Origin of the sequence: Knoellia tibetensis, assembly GCF_048606415.1 — a bacterium.
Lineage (GTDB): Bacteria > Actinomycetota > Actinomycetes > Actinomycetales > Dermatophilaceae > Knoellia > Knoellia tibetensis.
Map to the genome: position 1 here is coordinate 2,116,576 of NZ_JBMBWF010000001.1, position 20,959 is coordinate 2,137,534.

General features: G+C 72.5%; 20 protein-coding genes. 11 read left to right on the forward strand and 9 right to left on the reverse strand.

What is annotated here, in order from left to right; all coding sequences use genetic code 11:
* Positions 1–22: 22 nt before the first annotated feature.
* The gene (locus tag ACOJV7_RS09810) at positions 23–1,483 is read right to left on the reverse strand and encodes an MFS transporter (protein ID WP_420189957.1); all 1,461 of its coding nucleotides are present in this window, start codon (positions 1,481–1,483) and stop codon (positions 23–25) included.
* Positions 1,484–1,537: 54 nt separating this feature from the next.
* Between ACOJV7_RS09810 and soxR the strand changes: the two genes are divergently transcribed.
* The 5 genes from soxR to ACOJV7_RS09835 all read left to right on the forward strand — a co-directional run bounded on the left by soxR (position 1,538) and on the right by ACOJV7_RS09835 (position 7,833).
* Positions 1,538–1,990: a redox-sensitive transcriptional activator SoxR gene (soxR, locus tag ACOJV7_RS09815; RefSeq protein WP_420189958.1), complete on the forward strand. Its 453-nt coding sequence runs from the start codon at positions 1,538–1,540 to the stop codon at positions 1,988–1,990.
* 31 nt (positions 1,991–2,021) lie between these two features.
* The gene (locus ACOJV7_RS09820; protein WP_420189960.1) at positions 2,022–2,912 is read left to right on the forward strand and encodes a phosphoribosylaminoimidazolesuccinocarboxamide synthase; all 891 of its coding nucleotides are present in this window, start codon (positions 2,022–2,024) and stop codon (positions 2,910–2,912) included.
* Between the two features lie 3 nt (positions 2,913–2,915).
* Complete coding sequence (locus ACOJV7_RS09825; protein WP_420189961.1) at positions 2,916–3,590, forward strand: class I SAM-dependent methyltransferase; 675 nt, start codon at positions 2,916–2,918, stop codon at positions 3,588–3,590.
* Between the two features lie 78 nt (positions 3,591–3,668).
* On the forward strand, positions 3,669–7,580 hold the full coding sequence (gene purL / locus ACOJV7_RS09830; protein ID WP_420190398.1) for a phosphoribosylformylglycinamidine synthase: 3,912 nt from the start codon (positions 3,669–3,671) through the stop codon (positions 7,578–7,580).
* 4 nt (positions 7,581–7,584) lie between these two features.
* Complete coding sequence (locus ACOJV7_RS09835) at positions 7,585–7,833, forward strand: hypothetical protein (protein WP_420189962.1); 249 nt, start codon at positions 7,585–7,587, stop codon at positions 7,831–7,833.
* A 40-nt stretch (positions 7,834–7,873) separates the two neighbouring features.
* Here the strand turns inward: ACOJV7_RS09835 and ACOJV7_RS09840 are convergent, their stop codons facing one another.
* Entirely contained in the window at positions 7,874–8,335 is a 462-nt protein-coding gene (locus tag ACOJV7_RS09840) for a MarR family winged helix-turn-helix transcriptional regulator (protein WP_420189963.1), read from the reverse strand.
* A gap of 45 nt (positions 8,336–8,380) precedes the next feature.
* Between ACOJV7_RS09840 and ACOJV7_RS09845 the strand changes: the two genes are divergently transcribed.
* The gene (locus tag ACOJV7_RS09845; RefSeq protein ID WP_420189964.1) at positions 8,381–8,608 is read left to right on the forward strand and encodes a hypothetical protein; all 228 of its coding nucleotides are present in this window, start codon (positions 8,381–8,383) and stop codon (positions 8,606–8,608) included.
* 170 nt (positions 8,609–8,778) lie between these two features.
* Positions 8,779–9,513 (forward strand): hypothetical protein, encoded by a 735-nt coding sequence (locus ACOJV7_RS09850; RefSeq protein ID WP_420189965.1) that lies wholly within the window; start codon positions 8,779–8,781, stop codon positions 9,511–9,513.
* A 40-nt stretch (positions 9,514–9,553) separates the two neighbouring features.
* Here the strand turns inward: ACOJV7_RS09850 and ACOJV7_RS09855 are convergent, their stop codons facing one another.
* Together ACOJV7_RS09855 and ACOJV7_RS09860 are read right to left on the reverse strand one after the other, a co-directional pair.
* The gene (locus ACOJV7_RS09855; RefSeq protein WP_420189966.1) at positions 9,554–10,354 is read right to left on the reverse strand and encodes a spermidine synthase; all 801 of its coding nucleotides are present in this window, start codon (positions 10,352–10,354) and stop codon (positions 9,554–9,556) included.
* Positions 10,355–10,438: 84 nt separating this feature from the next.
* Complete coding sequence (locus ACOJV7_RS09860) at positions 10,439–12,463, reverse strand: bifunctional metallophosphatase/5'-nucleotidase (RefSeq protein ID WP_420189967.1); 2,025 nt, start codon at positions 12,461–12,463, stop codon at positions 10,439–10,441.
* A 167-nt stretch (positions 12,464–12,630) separates the two neighbouring features.
* Here ACOJV7_RS09860 and ACOJV7_RS09865 point away from each other — a divergent pair, with 167 nt between their 5' ends.
* The 3 genes from ACOJV7_RS09865 to ACOJV7_RS09875 are packed head-to-tail and all read left to right on the forward strand — an operon-like array spanning position 12,631 to position 14,135.
* Complete coding sequence (locus ACOJV7_RS09865; protein ID WP_420189968.1) at positions 12,631–13,011, forward strand: sterol carrier family protein; 381 nt, start codon at positions 12,631–12,633, stop codon at positions 13,009–13,011.
* 7 nt (positions 13,012–13,018) lie between these two features.
* The gene (locus ACOJV7_RS09870) at positions 13,019–13,879 is read left to right on the forward strand and encodes an LLM class flavin-dependent oxidoreductase (protein ID WP_420189969.1); all 861 of its coding nucleotides are present in this window, start codon (positions 13,019–13,021) and stop codon (positions 13,877–13,879) included.
* A gap of 10 nt (positions 13,880–13,889) precedes the next feature.
* A complete protein-coding gene (locus tag ACOJV7_RS09875) occupies positions 13,890–14,135 on the forward strand; it encodes a hypothetical protein (protein WP_420189970.1) in 246 nt (81 codons plus the stop codon).
* 159 nt (positions 14,136–14,294) lie between these two features.
* Here the strand turns inward: ACOJV7_RS09875 and ACOJV7_RS09880 are convergent, their stop codons facing one another.
* The 5 genes from ACOJV7_RS09880 to ACOJV7_RS09900 all read right to left on the reverse strand — a co-directional run bounded on the left by ACOJV7_RS09880 (position 14,295) and on the right by ACOJV7_RS09900 (position 19,294).
* On the reverse strand, positions 14,295–15,260 hold the full coding sequence (locus ACOJV7_RS09880) for an NAD-dependent epimerase/dehydratase family protein (protein WP_420189971.1): 966 nt from the start codon (positions 15,258–15,260) through the stop codon (positions 14,295–14,297).
* A gap of 31 nt (positions 15,261–15,291) precedes the next feature.
* A complete protein-coding gene (locus tag ACOJV7_RS09885) occupies positions 15,292–16,140 on the reverse strand; it encodes an anti-sigma factor (RefSeq protein WP_420189972.1) in 849 nt (282 codons plus the stop codon).
* On the reverse strand, positions 16,137–16,730 hold the full coding sequence (sigK, locus tag ACOJV7_RS09890) for an ECF RNA polymerase sigma factor SigK (RefSeq protein WP_420189973.1): 594 nt from the start codon (positions 16,728–16,730) through the stop codon (positions 16,137–16,139). The genes ACOJV7_RS09885 and sigK overlap by 4 nt, the downstream gene beginning before the upstream one ends.
* 42 nt (positions 16,731–16,772) lie before the next feature.
* Positions 16,773–17,417, reverse strand: a complete 645-nt coding sequence (locus tag ACOJV7_RS09895) for a fasciclin domain-containing protein (RefSeq protein ID WP_420189974.1) — start codon at positions 17,415–17,417, stop codon at positions 16,773–16,775.
* Between the two features lie 275 nt (positions 17,418–17,692).
* Positions 17,693–19,294: a molybdopterin-dependent oxidoreductase gene (locus tag ACOJV7_RS09900; protein WP_420189975.1), complete on the reverse strand. Its 1,602-nt coding sequence runs from the start codon at positions 19,292–19,294 to the stop codon at positions 17,693–17,695.
* An 89-nt stretch (positions 19,295–19,383) separates the two neighbouring features.
* Here ACOJV7_RS09900 and purF point away from each other — a divergent pair, with 89 nt between their 5' ends.
* On the forward strand, positions 19,384–20,958 hold the full coding sequence (gene purF, locus ACOJV7_RS09905) for an amidophosphoribosyltransferase (RefSeq protein WP_420189976.1): 1,575 nt from the start codon (positions 19,384–19,386) through the stop codon (positions 20,956–20,958).
* The last annotated feature ends 1 nt before the right edge of the window (position 20,959 follow it).

Consider the following 20,959-nt stretch of genomic DNA (forward strand, 5'->3'; position numbering starts at 1 on the left):
GGCATCCGCCCCCGGGAACGACCTACGCGCGCAGCCGGTGCGTGAGCGCCAGGGCGGTCGCGGCGGCCGCAATCGAGATACCGATGAGTAGGGCGAAGACCCCTCCGTCGAGGGTGTCCGCGCGGGCCGCGATGAGCGCGCCACCCCCGGCAGTGGTGAGGGCGCTGCCGAGGCTCGCGCCGATCTGCGAGGCGGCGGTCGCCTGCCCCTGCTCGTGCGGTGGCGCGAGCGTGAAGATCTCGGTCGCCAGGCTGGGGGAGGAGAGCCCCATGCCGGTCGCGGCGAGCGCCCACCCGACGAGCCCGGGCACGAGCTGGAGGACGCCGAGCGCGATGAGGAGCGGGCCGACGCCACCGAGGGCGATGAGGGCGAGGCCGAGCCGGACGCGCGCCGCGGCGTCGAGGCGCCGCTGGACGGCGTCGAGGCTGTGGACCGCCGAGCCGAGCGCCCAGAAGACGCCGGTGACGCTGAGGCTGATGCCGGCGAGCGCGGGCCCGACGTCGTGGGTGACGTCGAGCATGAGCGGCAGGTAGCCGCCGATGCCGCCGAAGGCGACGACGAGGAGGGTGCGCAGTGCGACCACGGCCGGTATGCCGGGTGCCACCGTGAGCGTCCCGGGCGGCAGTGCGGACCGGATCGTGACCGCCAGAGCGACCCCGCCGACGGCGAGGGCGACGAGCCCGGCGACGCGGTGGTCCCCGCCGTCGAAGGCGAGCGGACCGCCGACGCTGAGCAGCGCGACGGCGCTCGCGAGGCCCACGGCGGGTGCGAGCGGCTGGCCGCTCTGGCTTGCGTCCGCAGCTCTGGTGGCCAGGCCGTCGTCCTGCCGGACGTTGTCGCGGCGCAGGGCCGGCAGGAGCAGGAGGAGTGCGGGCACGAGGAGGAGCGTCGGCAGCAGGAAGACGAGCCGCCAGCCGACAAGGGCCTCGGCCGCACCCGCCGCGCCGGGCCCGAGCAGGCTGGGCAGGATCCACGCGGCGGCGAAGGTCGCGAACACCTTGGCGCGCAGGTGCTCGGGCAGGGCCCGGGCGGCGAAGACGAGGGTCGAGACGTCGATGAGCCCCTCCGCGACACCGGACAGCCCGCGCCCGAGGAGGAAGACGCCCATCGACGGCGCGGCGGCGGTGACGAGCTGGGCGGCGGCGAAGGTCGCCAGCCCGGCGAGCAGGACGGTGCGTGCCCCGGCCCGGTCGACCCAGCGCCCGGCGACGACGACGGCGACCATGAACGTCACCATCGAGGCCGCGTTGGCGGCGCCGAACCACGCGAGCCCGTCGAGGGCCCGGGTCGCGGTGGGCATGATGCTGATGACCGCGCGGTTCTCGAAGGCACCGAGCGTGACGAGGGCGATGATGCCGACGGCCACAGGCAGGTGGCGCCTGCTGAGGAGGCGCTCCGCCTGCTCGGCAGGCTCGGCCGGCGCGGACGGTGCGGCCGGCTCGCCGGGGGAGGCGGGGGTGGGCACGGCGGCCGTCGAGGTCATGCAGGGCATCCTGTTATCTCAAGCGCACCTGAGATCAAGCCGTAGGCTGCGGGCGTGGACAAGAACGACCTGCTGCCCATCGGTGAGGTCGCCGCGCGTAGCGGCGTCTCGGTGCCGACGGTCCGGTTCTACGAGGAGCGCGGTCTCATCTCGAGCGTGCGCAACGCCGGCAACCACCGCCGCTACGGACGGCATACGCTCCGGCGGATCGCGGTCGTGCGCGCGGGGCAGCGGTTCGGTCTCAGCCTGGGCGAGATCGGCGAGGCGCTCGCGACCCTGCCGCAGGACCACCCGCCGACCAAGGGGGACTGGGCCCGGCTCTCGAAGGTGTGGCACGCCGCCCTCACCGCCCGCATCGACGCCCTCGTCGAGGTGCGCGACGGGCTCACCGGCTGCATCGGCTGCGGCTGCCTGTCGATGACGAGCTGCCCCATCTACAACGCCGAGGACGCCCACGCCGCCGACGGCCCGGGGGCCCAGCGCTGGCCCGCCGCCGCCCGCGCGTGAGCGGACGCCCCCGGCTGCGAGAATCGGCGCCATGACGACGCCCGGCGCGCAGACCCCGCTCGAGATCCCCGGCTTCACCCACCTCTACTCGGGCAAGGTCCGCGACCTCTACGTCCCGAGCGGGCGCGACGACCAGCTCCTCCTCGTCGCCTCGGACCGGATCTCGGCGTTCGACTTCATCCTCGACCCGCCGATCCCGGACAAGGGTGCGGTCCTCACGCAGCTGTCCCTGTGGTGGTTCGACCAGCTCGCCGACCTCGTGCCCAACCACGTCGTCTCGACCGACGTGCCTCTCGTCGTCGCCGGGCGCGCCGTTCTCGTGCAGCGCCTCGACATGGTGCCGGTGGAGTGCGTGGCCAGGGCCTACCTCACCGGCGGTGGCCTGCGGGAGTACCTCGCCGACGGCACGGTGAGCGGTCTGGCGCTGCCCGAGGGCCTGCGCGACGGTGACCGGTTCGACGCGCCGCTCTTCACGCCGTCGACGAAGGCGCCGATGGGCGAGCACGACGAGCCGATGTCCTTCGAGGCGGTCGTCGCCGAGGTGGGCTCCGAGCGCGCCGCGGAGCTGCGCGACCTCACGACGCGCATCCTCGCCCGCGGCAACGTAATCGCCGCCCAGCGCGGCATCCTCATCGCCGACACCAAGGTCGAGTTCGGCGTCGACTCCACCGGCGCCCTCGTCCTCGCCGACGAGGTGCTCACCCCGGACTCGTCGCGCTTCTGGCCGGCCGACGAGTGGGAGCCGGGCCACTCCCAGCCGAGCTTCGACAAGGAGTTCGTGCGCGAGTGGCTCCTGTCGGCCGAGAGCGGCTGGGACAAGGCGTCGGGCGAGGCGCCGCCTGCGCTGCCGGACGACGTCGTCGAGCGGACCAGGGCGAAGTACGTCGAGGCCTACGAGCGACTCACCGGCCGGACGTTCTGACCCATGGCGGCGAGAGGCACCGAACCGCGCCGCTGGCAGCAGGAGGCGGACCGCCTCGCGCAGGCGAGCATCGAGCGGGGTGACCCGACGAGCTGGTTCGAGGAGCTCTACGCCGCCGGCGAGGCCGGTGAGGTGACGATGGCCTGGGACCATGACGACCCGCAGCCGCTGCTGGCCGCGTGGTTGCGCGAGCACGGCGTGCGCGGTGAGGGCCGCACAGCCGTCGTCGTGGGCTGCGGGCTCGGCGCCGACGCCGAGCACGTCGCGTCCCTCGGGTTCCAGACGACGGCCTTCGACCTCTCGCCGACCGCGATCCGCACCGCCCTTGGGCGCCACCCGGACACGAAGGTCGACTACCGCGCGGCCGACCTCTTCGACCTGCCGGAGGGCTGGCGGCAGGCGTTCGACCTCGTCGTCGACGTCTACACCGTCCAGGCCCTTCCCCGAGAGCTGCGCGAGCGGACCGTCGGCGCCATCGCGGACCTCGTCGCGCCGGGCGGCACCCTCGTGGCTGTCCAGGGCGTCCTGCCGCCGGACGACGACGGCTCCGGGCCGCCGTGGCTCCTCACCGGCGACGACGTCGCGCTCTTCGCCGGCCACGGTCTGAGCGAGGTCGAGGTCGTGGCCGACGGGTCGCTGACGGACTACCCCTGCTGGCGCGCGGTCCTCGCCCGCTGAGCCGAGTTTCCGGGCCCCTCGGGGTGGCGGCTAGCCTGTCACTCGGCCCGGCCGCCCCTCCCTGGAGACGCCCCCGTGATCGATCGCACGCACGACCTCGCCCTGACGACCGTCGAAGGGGGGTCAGCGCTCTCACCCTTCAGGGCCGCCGCCCTCCTCGCCCGCCTGCGGGCGGTCGACCCCGACGTCACCGGGGTGAGCGCCCGCTTCGTCCACTGGGTCGCGAGCGAGCAGCCCCTCGACGACGCCGGACGCGCCACCGTCGAGCGCCTCCTCACCTACGGCGACACGTATGCCGTCCCCTCGCCCTCCGAGGGCCCGCGGACGACCGTCGTCGTCGGCCCTCGCCTCGGCACGATCTCGCCGTGGGCGAGCAAGGCCACCGACATCGCGCACAACTGCGGCATCGACGTCCGCCGGGTCGAGCGCGTCACCGAGTTCACCGTCGAGGGCGTCGAGCCCGGCGCCCCGACCGACCCCGCTGCCGGCGAGCGCTGGGCCGCTCTCGCCGCCCTCCTGCACGACCGCATGACCGAGACCGCGCTCCCGACCCGCGAGGCCGCGGCCGCGCTCTTCGAGGAGCGGGAGGCCGAGCCGATGGAGCACGTCGATGTGCTCGGTGGCGGTCGCGCGGCGCTGGAAGGCGCCAACACGGCATACGGGCTGGCCCTGTCGGACGACGAGATCGACTACCTCGCTGAGTCGTTCACCGGGCTGCGGCGCAACCCCACCGACGTCGAGCTCATGATGTTCGCGCAGGCCAACTCCGAGCACTGCCGGCACAAGATCTTCAACGCCGACTTCGTCGTCGACGGCGAGCCGCAGACGCGCAGCCTCTTCGGGATGATCCGGCACACCGAGTCGGTCGCCGGCGAGGGCACGGTCGTCGCCTACAAGGACAACGCCTCGGTCATGCAGGGCCGGCGGATCGAGCGGTGGCTGCCCGAGCGCGGTGACGGGCCGACGCCCTACGTCGCCCGTGAGGAGGACGTTCACGTCCTCATGAAGGTCGAGACGCACAACCACCCGACCGCCATCTCGCCGTTCCCCGGCGCCGCGACCGGAGCGGGTGGCGAGATCCGCGACGAGGGCGCGACCGGACGCGGCTCGGCGCCCAAGGCCGGGCTCACCGGGTTCGTCGTGTCCAACCTGCACCTGCCCGGCACGTCGGAGCCGTGGGAGGCCGACCCCTACGGCGCGCCCGACCACATCGCCAGCCCGCTCGACATCATGGTCGAGGGCCCGATCGGCGCCGCGGCCTTCAACAACGAGTTCGGCCGCCCGGGCATCGGCGGCTTCTTCCGGGTCTACGAGCAGACCGTCGACGGCGTTCGCCGCGGCTACCACAAGCCGATCATGAGTGCGGGCGGCCTCGGCTCGATCAGCGCCGACCAGACCGAGAAGGTGCGCTTCCCGGCCGGGACGCTCCTCATCCAGATCGGCGGGCCGGGTATGCGGATCGGCATGGGCGGGGGCGCGGCCTCCTCGATGGCCTCCGGCACCAACGCCGCCGACCTCGACTTCGACTCCGTGCAGCGCGGCAACCCCGAGATGGAGCGGCGCGCGCAGGAGGTCATCAACTCGTGCTGGGCGCTCGGCGCCTACAACCCCATCCTCGCGATCCACGACGTCGGCGCGGGAGGGCTCTCCAACGCCTTCCCCGAGCTCGTCGACGACGCCGGCCTCGGTGCCCGCTTCGACCTCTCGGCGGTGCCGCTGGAGGAGTCCGGCCTCGCGCCCAAGGAGATCTGGGTCAACGAGAGCCAGGAGCGCTACGTCCTCGCCATCGCGCCCGAGTCGCTCGAGCTGCTCGAGTCCTTCGCCGAGCGCGAGCGCTGCCCCCTCTCGGTCATCGGCGTCGCGGCCGACGACGCCCAGCTGCTCGTCGCCGGCGACTCCGACGATGACGTCCCGATCGACATGCCGATGGAGGTCCTCCTCGGCAAGCCGCCGCGCATGACCCGCGACGTCAGCCGGGTCACGTGGGCTGGCGGAGAGGCGCTCGACGCGAGTGCCGTCGACGTGCGTGAGACGGCATACGCCGTCCTGCGTCACCCGACCGTCGCGAGCAAGCGCTTCCTCGTGACGATCGGCGACCGCACGGTCGGCGGTCTCACGCACCGCGACCAGATGGTCGGACCGTGGCAGGTCCCGGTCGCCGACGTCGCGGTCACCCTCGCGGACCATGCCGGCTTCGCGGGTGAGGCCATGACGTCGGGGGAGCGTATGCCGCTCGCCTCGGTCGACGCCCCCGCCTCCGGTCGGATGGCGGTCGGCGAGGCGCTCACCAACCTCATCGCGGCGCCGATCGCGTCGCTGTCGTCGGTGAAGCTCTCGTGCAACTGGATGGCCGCCGCGGGCGAGACCGGTGAGGACGCCGCGCTCTACGACACCGTGCAGGCCGTCGCCATGGAGCTGTGCCCGGCTCTGGGCATCTCGGTGCCCGTCGGCAAGGACTCGATGTCGATGCGCACCCGCTGGACCGACGCGGCGTCCGGTGAGGCGAAGCAGGTGACGTCGCCGGTGTCGCTCGTCGTGTCGGCGTTCGCCGCGTTGCCCGACGTGCGCGGGACGCTCACGCCTCAGCTCGCCGCGGACTCGGCCCTCGTGCTCATCGACCTCGGTGCCGGAGCGAACCGTCTCGGCGGGTCGATGCTCGCGCAGGTGTCGGGCGCGTTCGGCGGCGAGGTGCCCGACCTCGACGACCCGTCGCGGCTCGTCGCACTGGCCCGGGCCGTGCACGAGCTGCGTTCTCGCGGGCTGGTGTCGGCCTATCACGACCGCTCCGACGGTGGCCTGTGGGCGACCGTGTGCGAGATGGCGTTCGCGAGTGGGATGGGTGTGGAGGTGTCGGTCGACTCGGTCGAGGCGCTCTTCACCGAGGAGCTCGGCGCCGTCCTCGGTGTGCCCGCCGCCTCTGTGGGCGAGGTTCGCGAGGTCCTCATCGCCGCCGGTGTCGGCGAGCTCACCACCGTCGTCGGTGGCACGCACCCCGAGCGCCGGGTCACGGTCAACGTCGACGGTCAGGTCCGGATCGACGAGCTGCTGCGTGACCTCGCCCAGGCGTGGGACGAGGTGTCGTGGCGCATCTCGGCTTTGCGTGACAACCCCGCGTGCGCCGACGAGGAGCACGCGGCGTTCGGCGCCGACGACGACCCGGGCCTGCGGGTCTCGACGACCTTCGACCCCATCGAGGACGTCGCTGCCCCGTTCATCTCACTCGGCGCCAGGCCGCGTGTGGCGATCCTGCGCGAGCAGGGCGTGAACTCGCACGTCGAGACGGCCTACGCCTTCCACCGGGCGGGGTTCGAGACGCTCGACGTCCACATGACCGACCTCCAGAGCGGGCGCGCGTCGCTCTCCGACGTCGTCGGGCTCGTCGCCTGCGGTGGCTTCTCCTACGGCGACACCCTCGGCGCCGGCGAGGGCTGGGCGCGGTCGGTGCTCTTCAACGACGCGCTCACCGGGCAGTTCCACGACTTCTTCCACCGCGGCGACACCTTCGGCCTCGGCATCTGCAACGGGTGCCAGATGTTCGCCGCGCTCGCGGACCTCATCCCCGGCGCCGAGGCGTGGCCGCGCTTCACCCGCAACCGGTCCGAGCAGTACGAGGCGCGGCTCTCGCTCATCGAGGTGCTCGACTCACCGTCGATCTTCACGTCCGGAATGGCGGGCTCGCACCTCCCGATCGCCGTGGCGCACGGCGAGGGGTTCGCGAACTTCTCGACCCGAGGTGACGCGGCCGCCGTGGAGCGCGTGGCGCGGTACGTGACGGGCGACGGGTCGGTCGCCACGGCATACCCGCACAACCCCAACGGCTCACCGGACGGGCTCACGGCGGTGACCACCCCCGACGGCCGGTTCACGGCGATGATGCCGCACCCCGAGCGGGTGCAGCGCAACGCGCAGATGTCGTGGACGACGGGGCGGGTCGAGGACGAGTCGCCGTGGATGCGGATGTTCCGCAACGCCCGCACCTTCATCGGCTGACGCGGTGCTCAACCGGCTCCTCGATCCACTGGACGTCGACCGCCTGCGCCCCTGGGGCTGGGTGGTCGTCGCGCTGATGTTCGCGGTGAGCCAGGTCGAGAAGCTGCTCGACGACGACGCCAGCTGGATCCCGTACTTCGACTGGGTGCTGGTCGCCGTGGGCGTGGGCTGGCTCGGGTCGACGTTGCGTGAGGCGTGGCGTCACGAACGCGACTGGCGACAGGGCCGGACCGTGGTTCACCGCACACCCTGACGGGCTCGCCGAGGACTGCCGAAGCCTCGCGTGGGAGCGGTCAGCCCCGGGCGGCGGTGATGAGGCGGGTGAGGCCGTCGCGCAGGTCCTCGAGCTCGGACAGCTCCATGCCGAGCCGGTCGAGGATCGCGGGCGGCACCTGCTCGGCGCGCCTGCGCAGCCGGGAGCCCGCGGGGGTGAGCGAGACCGCGAGGGCGCGCTCGTCGCGAGGGTCCCGTTGCCGAGTGATGAGCCCGCCGGCCTCGAGCCGCTTGAGCAGCGGCGAGAGCGTGCCCGGCTCGAGGCTCACGCGCCGCCCGAGCTCGCTCACCGTGAGCGGGGTCTCCTCCCAGAGCGCGAGCATGACGAGGTACTGCGGGTGCGTGAGCCCCATCGGCTCGAGCAGCGGCTTGTAGAGCGCGATGACGTTGCGCGAGGCGACTGCGAGGGCGTAGCAGACCTGTCGGTCGAGGGCGAGTAGGTCGGTGCCCGCGGCTGCCGTGGTGGTCTTCGACGTCGTCACGGTGCGAAGCCTAGCCGTTCCTGCGATATCATGAGTACACTAACCATGAGTGCACGAAGGAAGTGGGAGTCGATGGCCAAGCCCGAGAACGAGGGCCTGTCGCTGGGCTACCGGATCGGCTATCGCATCCAGTACGCCATGTGGGAGGTCTTCGGACCGGCCCAGCTCGGCGCGGGCGACGACCCGCAGATGCGCCTCAAGCGGCGCCGCCAGGCCAAGGTCGACGCGGCGCGCGCGGCCCGGATCGCCCGAGAGGCCGACACCGCAGCCTGAGCCCTCGCGGCGGTCCCTCAGGGTCAGTCGCGGACGATGGCGAACGGGTCCTCCTCGTCCGATGACGCGACGCGGGCTGCCCGAGCTCGTGTCGCCTGCAGGTGGAAGGACGCGTGACGCCTACCCTGTCGCGGAAGGTGCGGAGGGGCTGCACCGGCGGGAGGGGACCCATGGACCTGCGTAGCATGTCGACCGAGCGACTGCTGGGGGTGACGGCCCGCCTGCTGGCGGCGTCCGCCGTGCTCGTCGTGGCCGGGCTCGGCCTGGTCACGTGGTCGGGCTGGCGACAGATCGGACGGTCGTACGGGCCGGACGGCACGGCCCCGACGGGCGAGATGCCTCGCTCGGCCAGAGTCGCCATCGCGGTGTTCGAGTCGAGCTTCCGCCCTGCCGGTCTGCAGCTCACGGTGGCGGCCGTGCTGGTGGCCGGCGCCGTCGTGGCACTCCAGCTCCACCCGGGTCGCCCGCACCTCGGTTCGTTGCGTTGGGAGGTGCTGGGTGCGGGCTCGGCCGTCCTCTTCGTGGCAGTGGTGTTCGTCAGCGCCCACGCGTTTGTCATCACTGCTCCAGACAGCGTCGATGGCGACGTGTCGAAGTACATCGGCCTGCAGCCGATGACCGAGGCGGCGCTCATCAACCTCCTGCCGATGGGTGCAGCCCTGCTGACGCTGGTAGCTGCCGCGCTGTGGTGGCGCACCCTCGGGTGGGCGACCGATGACGACGTGGAGGAGGAGTCGACCGACGAGGACGACCCCTCCGAGGACGACACGTCAGAGGACGCAGAGGACGCCGAGCCCGTGCACGAGCGCCGCTTGACGCCCGTGGCTCGTGACGCCTCGACGGGTGGGCCCGCTGTCGACTACTCGCGGGACTGGTCGCCGGAGGACTTCCGGCCGCCCCGCTGACCTTGCGAAGTTGCGGCGCGGCCCGCGCCAGTCGGGTGGGTCAGTCGGGCGGGGCGGGCGACATGGCGGTGTCGCCGGCCGCGGCGCTGAACGGCTGCGCGCCGGCGCTCCGCGCCACCACCTCGCTCGGCGGGACGACCCCCGTCGGCAGTGGCTGTCGCGCCGCAGACCGCCGCAGGTCGTCCAGCGGCAGCTCGTCGCGTGACGCGACGAGCACGACGTTGCCGAACCCCTTCGCCTTGAGCACCCCCTGCAACCCCACGTATGCCGTCCGCGCACCCGGGCCCATCGCCTCACGGGCTCCCGCGGCGACGCGCGCGGCATACCGGAGTCCGGGCCGGTCGCCGAGGTTCGCGAGGAGCAGGCCGCGCGGCACGAGGACCCGCGCGACCTCACCCAGCCACTCGACGGTGGTGAGGGAGGCAGGGACCTGCCCGCCGGCATACGCGTCGAGGACGACGAGGTCCGCGCTGGCCGAGGCGAGGCCGGCGATGCCGTCCTCGCCACGCTGTGGCCGGACCCGGATGCGGTGACCGCGCGGGAGCGGCAGCTCGCGGCGGACGGCCTCGGTGAGGGCGGCGTCGGGCTCGAGGACGATCTGCGGCGACCCCGGCCGCGTGGCCTGCACCCACCGCGCCAGCGTCAGCCCGGCGCCGCCGACGTGGGTGACCCTCAACGGAGCGGGTCGCGCGAAGACGGCGTCGATGGCGAGGGCGAGCTGCTGGACGTACTCGAAGACGAGCACTGTCGGGTCGTGGAGGCAGACCGCGGACTGGGCGTGGCCGCCGACGGTGATCCACGTGACGTCGCCGTCCTGCTCGAAGACGGGCTCGTCGGTCACGCCCCACAGCCAAGCACCCCCCGCGCCGGCGTGGTGCGGGGGGTGCGTGGACCGGTCAGGACCGAGGTGGAGCGGTCGCGGGCGTCAGCCCTTGACGCGCACCGGGATCCAGGCCACCGAGCCCGAGGGCTGGGCGACGACTTTGATGTAGGCCGTGCGCGGCGAGTCGTCCGGCAGGATCTTGCCGGTCAGCTTGAACGCCACGTCGGCCGCACCGTCACGGGTCGGGACCGGCTCGGTGAGGCGGCCCTGCGTGACGGGGAACGAGCCGATGCGGCGGCCGTCGATCGAGACCTCGACCGAGCTGCTGCGCGGAGCGTTCGCCGAGGCGAGGTCGAGGCCCTCGACGCGGAACGACGTCGTCTTGCCGTAGCTGACCGCGGTCGGGGCGCCGAGGACGGCGATGCCGTGCTGCTGCGTGGTCGGGGAGACCGGGCTGTTGGCCTTGAGCCAGTCGACGAATGCGTTCTGGTCGACGAGGCCGGCGTCACGGTAGTTCGTGCCCTGCAGGAAGGTGCCGAAGTTGTCCGGCTTCGTCCCGACGTTGGTGATGAGGAACGACGACGACGTGATCGTGTAGGTCTCGGCCGGGTCGATGGCCTTGCCGTCGATGAAGACGCCGGTGATCCGGTCGCCCTGCGCACGGGTGGCGTCGTAGGTGTAGGTGACGTTCTTCGACAGGCCCATGGCGAGGAACGGACGCGACGCGCCGGCCGGCTGCCACTGCTCCTCGAGGATCTGCTTGACCTGCGCGCCGGTGTAGTCGGCGACCTTGAGCGCGTTGCCGAAGGACAGGACGGTCGCAGCCTCGGCGAAGGTCACGGTGCCGTCGGTGTCGTAGAGCAGGTCGGCGCGCACGCCACCGGGGTTCATCATGCCGATGTCGGCGCCGAGGTCGCGGCCCGGAGCGTTGACCGACTCGACGTACTGCTGGGCGATGATGTTGGACATCGCCGACTCGCGGCCACGGTCCTCGCCACCGGAGGTGGTGCGACCGCGGGTGATGTCCGCCGTGACCTCGCCGACCTTCTGGTTGGCGATGGGCGCCGCATACTGGATCGCGTCGTCGATGATCTTCGCGGCAGCCTGGTAGGTCGGGTTCGCGAGGCAGGCCGCGCTCGGGGCCGTCGCCGGGATGTTCGCGGCGTTGTAGGCCGTGACCTTCTTGGCGGTGGCGTCCCAGCCGAGCTGGATCTTGCCGACGGCCGCGGCGTACTGACCGGTCTGGAGCACCGGGCGGGTCGAGCCGGTGGCCTCACCGGGGATCTGGACGTCGTAGACGTAGGCCTGGTGGGTGTGACCCTGGAGGATCGCCGCGACCTTCGACGACGTGTCGTTGACGAGGTGCGCGAAGACCGGAACCTTGAGCTGGTCGGCGAGCGTGCCGGTCGTCGACGAGTAGGGGCCGCCCTCGTGGTACTCGGCGATGATGACGTCGGCCTCGCCGTTGGCGGCGTTGCCGTCGGTGAGCTGGATCGCGACCCGGTTGACGCCCTCGACGGGGTCGATGAAGTCGAGGTTCGCGACGCCCGCGCCCTCGACGAGGTTCGGCGTCTCGCTCGTGACGCCACCGACGACGGCGACGCGCACACCGGCGACGTCGTAGGTCTCGTACTGCTTGAGCGCCGGGGTCTGCGTGCCCTTGAAGAAGACGTTGGCACCGACGTACTCGAAGTCCGCGCGCGGCTCGACCCGCTGGGTGAGGTCCTCGTAGCCCTGGTCGAACTCGTGGTTGCCGACCGAGGAGGCGTTCATGCCGATCGCGTCGAGGAAGTCGAGCGTGGGCTCGTCGTTCTGGATCGACGAGGTGAACGGCGAGGCGCCGATGAGGTCGCCGGCGCCGAGCGTCAGGGTGTTCGCCGCGCCGAGGGCCTCGCGCTGGGTGAGGATCGTGCAGGCGAAGTTCTTGCCCAACGTGCCCCTGCCGTCGGTGTCGATGCGACCGTGGAAGTCGTTGAGGTTGAGAATGTTGATCGGGGTGGTGCCGGCAGGAAGGGGCCCGCCGTTCATGTTGGTCGCTGCCGAGGCCGTCGTCGTGGCCGTCATCGTCGCCGAGCCGGCGAGGACGAGGCCGGTCGCGACCGCAGCGAGCTTGCTGCCGTGCTTCATGGTTCCTCCGGGTGAAAACCGCGCGTCGTCGCCGGCAGGGGCTCGGCAACCCGGCCCATACTGCCCGACAACACCGACGGCGTCTCCCACTCTCCATAACTCTTTCTGACATCCGGGGAAACGGTCACCCCTCCGGTCCCGTCGGTGCCCCGTCCTACGATGCCCGTATGCCGTCCCGTCGCCGCGTGCCCGTCGCCGCCGGTCGAGTGGCGCTCGCCTCGTGGGTGGCGGACCCGGAGGGCGCCGACCGCACGACGACGGCGACGGCGGTGCGGTTCTCGCTCGAGGAGCTCGGTGCGAGGGCCCCCGGGCGCAGCGTCGAGGTGCGGGTGCCGCCGTTCGGCGTCGTCCAGTGCATCGAGGGGCTCCAGCACCGCCGGGGAACCCCGCCCAACGTCATCGAGACCGACGCCGCCACGTGGCTCGCGCTCGTCGTCGGCACGCTCGACCCGGCCACGGCGGCCGGTGAGGGGCGCCTGCGGGTGAGCGGCACGCGAGCCGACCTCACGGCATACCTGCCCCTCTTCCCCGACCCCGACGGACGGTGACCTGACAGTGCGACACGGGATCTCGATCCTTCCCGACGCCCCCTGGCGCGAGGCCGGGCCGCGATGGAGTGCGGTCGAGGAGATGGGCTTCGCGCACGCATGGGTCTACGACCACCTCGTGTGGGGCGGGCTGCCCGACAGCGCGTGGTTCCCGGCGGTGCCGACGCTCGCCGCGGCCGCCGGGGTGACCTCGACGATCCGGCTCGGCACGTTCGTCACGTCGCCGAACTACCGTCACCCCTACGTCTTCGCCCGCGACGTCCTCGCCCTCGACGACCTGTCCGGCGGGCGGCTGCTCTGCGGGCTCGGCACCGGCGGCGACCTCGACTCCGAGGTGCTCGGCGAGTCCCACACGGTCAAGGAGCGGGTCGACCGCTTCCACGAGTACGTCCCGCTGCTCGACCGGCTGCTGCGCGAGGACCACGTCGACCACGACGGCGACTGGTATGCCCTGCGTGACGCGCGGACCCTGCCCGGCCCGGTGCGCGACCGGGTGCCCTTCGTCGTGGCCGCCAACGGGCCGCGGTCGCTGCGGCTCGCCGCTCGGTTCGGCCAGGGCTGGGTGACGACGGGGGTGCGTGGTGCCGAGACGCTCGACCAGTGGTGGACGGGCGTGGCCGGCCTCGTCGAGCGGTTCGACGACATGGAGGGCACGAGCGGCATAGACCGCTACCTGCTCCTCGACGCGTCGCCGCGGTTCTCGCTCGAGTCGGTCGACCTCTACGAGGAGATGACCGGCCGCGCCGCCGAGCTCGGCTTCACCGACACCATCACCCACTGGCCGAGGGCTGAGTCCCCGTATGCCGGCTCGCTCGCGACCCTCGAGGCCGTTGCCTCCGATGTCGTCGCCGCTGCGCACGCGAAGTAGCGTGGGGTCCGTGAACGAGATCCGCCGCCCCAACCACCTCCGCGTCCTCATCATCGGAGCGGTGCTGGGGTTCGCGCTGGGCGCCTTCTTCGGGGTCTATCGCGGTCTCGAGTCCTCGGCGCGCACGACTGCCGGTGAGTACTCCACGTCGACCGCGGTCGGCTACCTCGGGCTCCTCGGCGCGATCGTCGTCGGACTCCTCGCGGCCGGGGTCTCGGTGCTCGTCGAGTCGATCTCCGAGCGCCGCAACCGGTGAGCCCGCGGACGCGGCTGGTCCTGGGCCTGGTGCTCGTCCTCGTCGGTCTCGTTTGGTTCCTCCAGGGCGTGGGCGTCCTCGGAGGGAGCGTGATGTCGGGCGTGACCCTGTGGGCCGTCGTCGGGCCCGCGGTGGCGCTGGTCGGCCTGAGCCTCGCGCTCAGCGGGCGCGGAGGGCGACCACCGTCTGCGTGAGGCCCTCGGAGAGCGGGCGGCAGGTCCAGCCCAGCTCGTGCTCGGCCTTGGCGCGCGTGCCGGTGTAGCTCGCCAGCGCCGCACGCAGCGACTCCGGGTGGTAGCTCGCCGGCAGCGGCAGGACCCCGGCCACCGGTCGCAGGGCCCGCTCCATGACCCGCACCACCGACGTGGGCACGGTCCGTGGCGGCCGGGTGCCCGCGATCTCGGCGACCCGGCCGAGCAGCTCCGACAACGTGGCCTGCTCGCCCGCGAGCATGTAGTCCTCGCCGGCGACCCCACGCTCCATCGCGAGGACGTGTCCGCGCGCGACATCGGCGACGTGGGTCCACATGAGCGTCCCGCCGCCCGTGGGCACCTGCGGACGCCTGCCGGCGACGACCTGGGCCATGAGCTCGCCGACCTGCGAGGTGTCGCCGGGGCCGTAGATGCCGCCCGGCATGACCGTGACGACCGGCAGGCCTCGGGCGGCGTAGTCGTGGGCGACCTCGTGCGCCTCCGCCTTGGTGCGGTCGTACTCCGTGATGTGCCCGCCCGTGTGCCGGTGGGTCTCGTCACGCACGACGCCGCCGGTGTCGGAGTTCACCGCCAGCGTGCTCGTGTAGACGACCTTGGGCGTGTGCGCCCGGCGGGCGGCGGTGAGCACGTTGCGGGTGCCCTCGACGTTGACCCGCCGGCCGGGGGAGCGGTCGCGCTCGCCGAGCTTGTACCAACCGGCCACGTGGAAAAGCCCGTCGGCGCGGTCGAGCAGCCGGTCGAGGGCCGCGTCCGAGTCGAGGTCGCCCTCGACGAGCTCGGCACCGACGGCGTTCATCGCCGAGGCCCGCGCCGGCGTGCGGACGAGGGCGACGACGTCGTGCCCGGCCTCGACGAGCTGGCGGGCGAGCTCGCCACCGACGAACCCGGTGGCGCCGGTGAGTGCGTATCTCATGGCGGCCATTGTCCACCGCGCCCGGCTGAGGTCAGGCGAACGAGAAGAGCGCGACCGGGTTGCTCGTGGGGTGCTCGGAACCCGACTCGGGCTCGAGGGTGATGCCGGCGCCGGTGGCGGTCGAGGCGTCGCCCTGCAGCATCACGGTGACGGCCGAGCCCGACGTGGGGATCATGCCGGCGCTCACCATGCCCTGCCCGGGGACGTCGAACCAGAGCTGGTAGGCCTTGCCCGACGGCGGCGTGGGCATGGCGTCGGCGACGAAGACCGCCTGCTTGTGCGACGGGCTGCGGACGAGGGCGATCTCGGAAGTGCCCATCGGCAGCTCGAGGCGCTGGGCGTCGTCGGCCTGGAGGACCTGCTCGGTGGCGGTGAGCTGCGGCGGAGCGTCGTCGCGCCACGGCTGCCAGACGAGGCCACCGACGGTGAGGACGGCGGCGGCGACGGCGGCGGCGAGCCAGGGCCGCATCCGGTTGCGGCGACGCGCGGCCAGCTCGTCGACCACGACGTGCGAGGAGTGGGAGCCCTGCGGGATCTCCGAGTGGTTCGCGGAGGAGTCCGCAGGCCCTTCGGGGGCGGCCGGCGACGGCGGCACCGTGGGGTCGGGAGCCGTCGTGCGAGCAGGGACAGATGACTCGACCGACTCCAGCGGGGAGAGCTGGCGGGTCTGGGACACGGCGGAGAGGACCGACGCGCGCAGGGCCGGCGGGGGAGGCAGCTCGACGTCGGCAGCGATGGTGGCGGCGGCGGCGCGCAGCTCGGCGACCTCGGCGCGGCAGTCCGCGCACTCGCCCAGGTGCAGCTCGAAGGAGCGGCGCTCCTCCTCCGTCACGGCGTTGACGGCATACGCGCCTGCGAGCGCGTGCGTGTCAGGGTTCATGCCGTCACCTCCAGGGTGTCTCGAAGTCGGATGAGTCCGTCCCGGATCCGGGTCTTGGCGGTGCCGAGCGGGATGCCGAGGAGGGCTGCCACCTCGGTGTGGGTGTGCCCGCCGAGGTAGGCGAGCTCGACCGCACCACGTTGGGTGTCGGTGAGCGAGGCCAGCGCCCGGCGGACGCGTTCCTGGTCGAGGCGCACCTCGACCTTCTCGAGCGTCGAGTCGTGCTCACGCTCGGTCGTCGTCACCTCGTAGGTGACCTCGCGCGCCTTGCTCGCCTCGGCGGAGCGGACCCGGTCGACGGCCTTGCGGTGCGCGATGGTGAGCATCCAGGCCAGCGGCGACCCCTTCGAGGAGTCGAAGCGGGTGCAGTGGCGCCAGATGTCGAGGAAGGCCTCCTGGGTGACCTCCTCGCTCTGCGCCCGGTCGCGCACGACCCGGACGACGAGCCCGTGGACCCGGGCTGCCGTCGCGTCGTAGAGCTCGGCGAACGCCGCCTCGTCGCCCCGGGCCGATCGCCCGAGGAGACCGGCGAGGTCCGGTCCCATGGCAGCGGTCGGCGAGGGGTTGCCCTCGTCGCCGACCGCTGCCATGTGGACCATGATCGCCTACGTCCTGTTGTTCGTGCTCGCCGGTCAGGAGGCCGGGAGCAGGACGCCGTCGATGATGTAGACGGTCGCGTTGGCGGTCTGGACGTTGCCACAGGCGACCTTGGCCTCACCGACGGTGAAGTCCTCGCCGCTGCCGGCCACCGTGATGGTGCCGCCACCGAGGGTCTTGTGGTCACCGGCGAGCTTGTCGGGGCTGATCTTGCCCTCGACGACGTGGTTGGTGAGCACCTTGGTGAGCAGGCCCTTCGGGTCGGCCATCGCGGCGTCCATCGTGGCCTTCGGGACCTTCGCGAACGCGTCGTTGGTCGGCGCGAAGACGGTGAGCTCGGGGGCGCCGTTGAGGGTGTCGACGAGGCCGGCCTCCTTGACGGCGGAGACGAGCGTCGAGAGGAGCGGGTTCGCGCTCGCGGCGGTGGCCACCGGAGCGGTGGACATGCCGTCGAACGAGCCGGCACCGCTGGCGGGCACCTGGCTGCAGGCGGCGCCGAACGGCTCGCTCATCATGTCGTCGGACGGCGACTCGGAGGCGCTCGCGGACGGGCTCATGGACTCCGAGGTCGACGAGCTGGCCGCGGTGTCGGCGCTGTCGTCCGAGCTGCCACAGGCGGCGAGGCCGAGCGGGAGCGCGAGGGCCAGGGCGAGGACTGCGGGACGGTGCGTGAGCTTCATGATCGTCTCCTTCATGGGGGTGGATGACACCCGTTGTTCGGTGCTGCTCACGTGCCGGATGGGTTCTGTCCCAACCTTTTTGGAATCTTCTTCGGTATGCCGTCCACCCACCGGCAGGAGCAGCTCACCCTTGCGTCCGGCAAGGTGACGTCCTGGCAACCACAGTTGCGGACGCAAGGAGCAAGGGCTCTGTTGCGTCCGGCAAGGTGGCGTCCTGGCAACCACAGTTGCGGACGCAAGGGGGAGGTGAGGGGAGGGTCCTGGCGAGGGTCGCGTCAGTCGACGAGGACGGGGATCGAGTGCCAGCCGGTCGCCCCGCGAGGGAAGGGCTCCGCGCGCTGCTCGATCTGGACGTCGCCATTCATGTCGGTGGCGCGGACGGTGAGCTCGTGCCGGCCGGCCCTGGCGTCCCACTCGAGGAACCACTGCCGCCAGTAGTCGACGTTGGCGTCGGGTCCGAGGGTTGCCTCGCGCCACGGCTCGTCGTCGATGCGGACCTCGACCTTGGCGATGCCCCGGCCCTGGGCCCAGGCGACGCCGCCGATGACGTTGCGGCCCGGGCGGAGGTTGGCGAGCCCGCGCGGGGTGTCGATGCGCGACTGGGTGAGGATGCGCCCGTCCGTCGCCCACTCGCGCTCGGTCCAGTAGGCCTTCTTCGCGGCGTACGTCGTCGCGGTGAGGCGCTCGACCCACTTCGTCGACCCGACGAAGCCGTAGAGGCCGGGGGTGACGAGGCGCACGGGGTAGCCGTGGCGACGGGGGAGCGGCTCGCCGTTCATGCCGATGGCGAGCAGGGCGTCCCGGTCGTCGGTGAGCGCCTGGACGGGCGTCGAGATCGTCATGCCGTCGACGCTCGTGCTGAGGATCTGGTCCGCGGACTCGCGCACACCGGCCCGCTCGAGCAGCTGCCGGACGGGGACGCCGAGCCAGCGGGCGCCGCCGATGTAGCCGCCGCCGACCTCGTTGCTCACGCAGCACATCGTGATGTCCTTCTCGACGAGGTTCATCGAGGAGAGATCGGCGAAGTCGATGCTGAAGGGCGAGTCGACCTCGCCGTCGATCGACAGCTCCCAGGAGTCGACGTCGACGCGGGGGATGACCAGGGCGGTGTCGATCCGGTAGAAGTCCTTGTTGGGGGTGCGCCACGGCACGATCCCCTTGACCTTGCCCTCGATGCCTGCGGGCAGCGGAGCCAGCGTCTGCGCGGGGGTGGGGAGGGTCATCGTCGAGGGGGCGATGGCGTCGGCGGTGAGCTTCTGGCCGAGGGCGCCGACCGCTGCAGCGCCGACGGCGGTGGCGCCCGCACCGAGCAGGAAGCTCCGGCGGCCGGTCGACACCTCCTCGCCGGTGGCGCGGGCGTTGTGGTCGGTCGGGCTCTCCGGTCCCGCAGCAGCGTTCGCGGATCCTGAATCGACGACGGCGGCCTCGCGCCGGGTCACGAGCCCGAGCAGGAGCGTGAGCACGCCGACGCCGACGAGGCCGGTGACGAGGCCGGGGACGATGTCGAGCTGACCGGCGGTGGGCCGCAGGACGGCGGCCGCCGCCGCGAGCGTTGCCAGTCCGACGATGACGAGCCGCCCCGCCAGCGGGCGGGTGCGTGACACGAGGCCGGCCGCGGCGGCGAGCAGCAGGGTGACGACGGCGACGCTGCCGATGAGGATCGGCTTGTCGGCCGTGCCCATCGTGCGCACCGCCCACTCCTTGACCGGCGTCGGCGTCGCGTCGATGACCTGCGAACCCACGGCGAGCACGGGGGATGCCTCGGGCGCGACGAACGCGGCCACGAGGTGACCGGCGGCGGCACCGGCGGCCGCGGCGAGCAGGCCGCTCACGGCATACGGCCAGCGGGGGTGCGACGTCGGAACGGAAGCGTCCATGACAGGTCATTCGGTGCCGGACTCGAGGCGGATGGGTCGGCCGGCCCGGCCGTCGTCGAGGTCCCGCGCGGTCGTGGGACACTTGGAGTGTGGCACGCGGAGACGGACGACTGACCCACGACCTCCTCCCCGGTGAGAAGGGCCCGCAGGACGCCTGCGGGGTCTTCGGAGTCTGGGCTCCCGGCGAGGACGTCGCCAAGCTGACCTACTACGGGCTCTACGCCCTCCAGCACCGCGGCCAGGAGTCGGCCGGCATCGCCACGAGCGACGGCCGCCGCCTCCTCGTCTACAAGGACATGGGCCTCGTCTCGCAGGTCTTCGACGAGCGCTCGCTCGGCTCGCTCAAGGGCCACCTCGCCATCGGGCACTGCCGCTACTCGACGACCGGCGGGTCGACCTGGGAGAACGCCCAGCCGACGCTCGGCGGCCACGACGGCGGCACCCTCGCGCTCGCGCACAACGGCAACCTCATCAACTCCGCCGAGCTGCGCGACCTCGTCGACGAGGTGAGTGGCGAAGGCCGCCACCCCGGCGAGCTCGGCCGCGGCAACACGACCGACACGGCCCTCGTCACCGCGCTCCTCACCGCCGACCCGGACCGCACGGTCGAGACCGCCGCCCTCGACGTCCTCCCGCGCCTGCGCGGCGCCTTCTGCTTCGTCTTCATGAACGAGCACACCCTGTATGCCGCCCGCGACCCGCAGGGGATCCGTCCCCTCGTCCTCGGTCGCCTCGAGCGCGGCTGGGTCGTCGCCTCGGAGACTGCCGCGCTCGACATCGTCGGTGCGTCGTTCATCCGCGAGGTCGAGCCGGGCGAGCTCATCGCCATCGATGAGGACGGCCTGCGCTCGCAGCGCTTCGCCGAGACCGACCGCAAGGGCTGCGTCTTCGAGTACGTCTACCTCGCCCGCCCCGACACGACGATCAACGGACGGGTCGTCCACGAGGCCCGGGTCGAGATGGGTCGGACGCTCGCCCGCGAGCACCCCGTCGAGGCCGACCTCGTCATGCCGACGCCGGAGTCGGGCACGCCCGCGGCGATCGGCTACGCGCAGGAGTCGGGCATCCCCTACGGCCAGGGGCTCGTCAAGAACGCCTACGTCGGGCGCACCTTCATCGCGCCCTCGCAGACCATCCGCCAGCTCGGCATCCGCCTCAAGCTCAACCCGCTCAAGGAGGTCATCAAGGGCAAGCGGCTCGTCGTCGTCGACGACTCGATCGTCCGCGGCAACACCCAGCGCGCGCTCGTCCGGATGCTCCGTGAGGCCGGCGCGGCCGAGGTGCACGTGCGGATCTCGTCGCCGCCGGTGCGCTGGCCCTGCTTCTACGGCATCGACTTCGCGACCCGGGCCGAGCTCATCGCCACCGGCATCGGGGTCGAGGAGGTCTGCAACTCGATCGGCGCGGACTCCCTCGGCTACATCTCCGAGGACGGGATGGTCGCGGCGACCGATCAGGAGCCCGAGCGGCTCTGCACCGCGTGCTTCACCGGCGTCTACCCCGTCGAGCTGCCGTCGGCCGACCGGCTCGGCAAGGGGCTGCTCGAGCTCGAGTTCCCCGTCGACGCCGCGGGAGTGGACCCGACCGACGCCGGCACGCTCGACGTCGACCGCGTCTCGGTGACGGCCTCCGGTGGGGCGGCCGAGGCCGTCCGCCGGCCCTGAC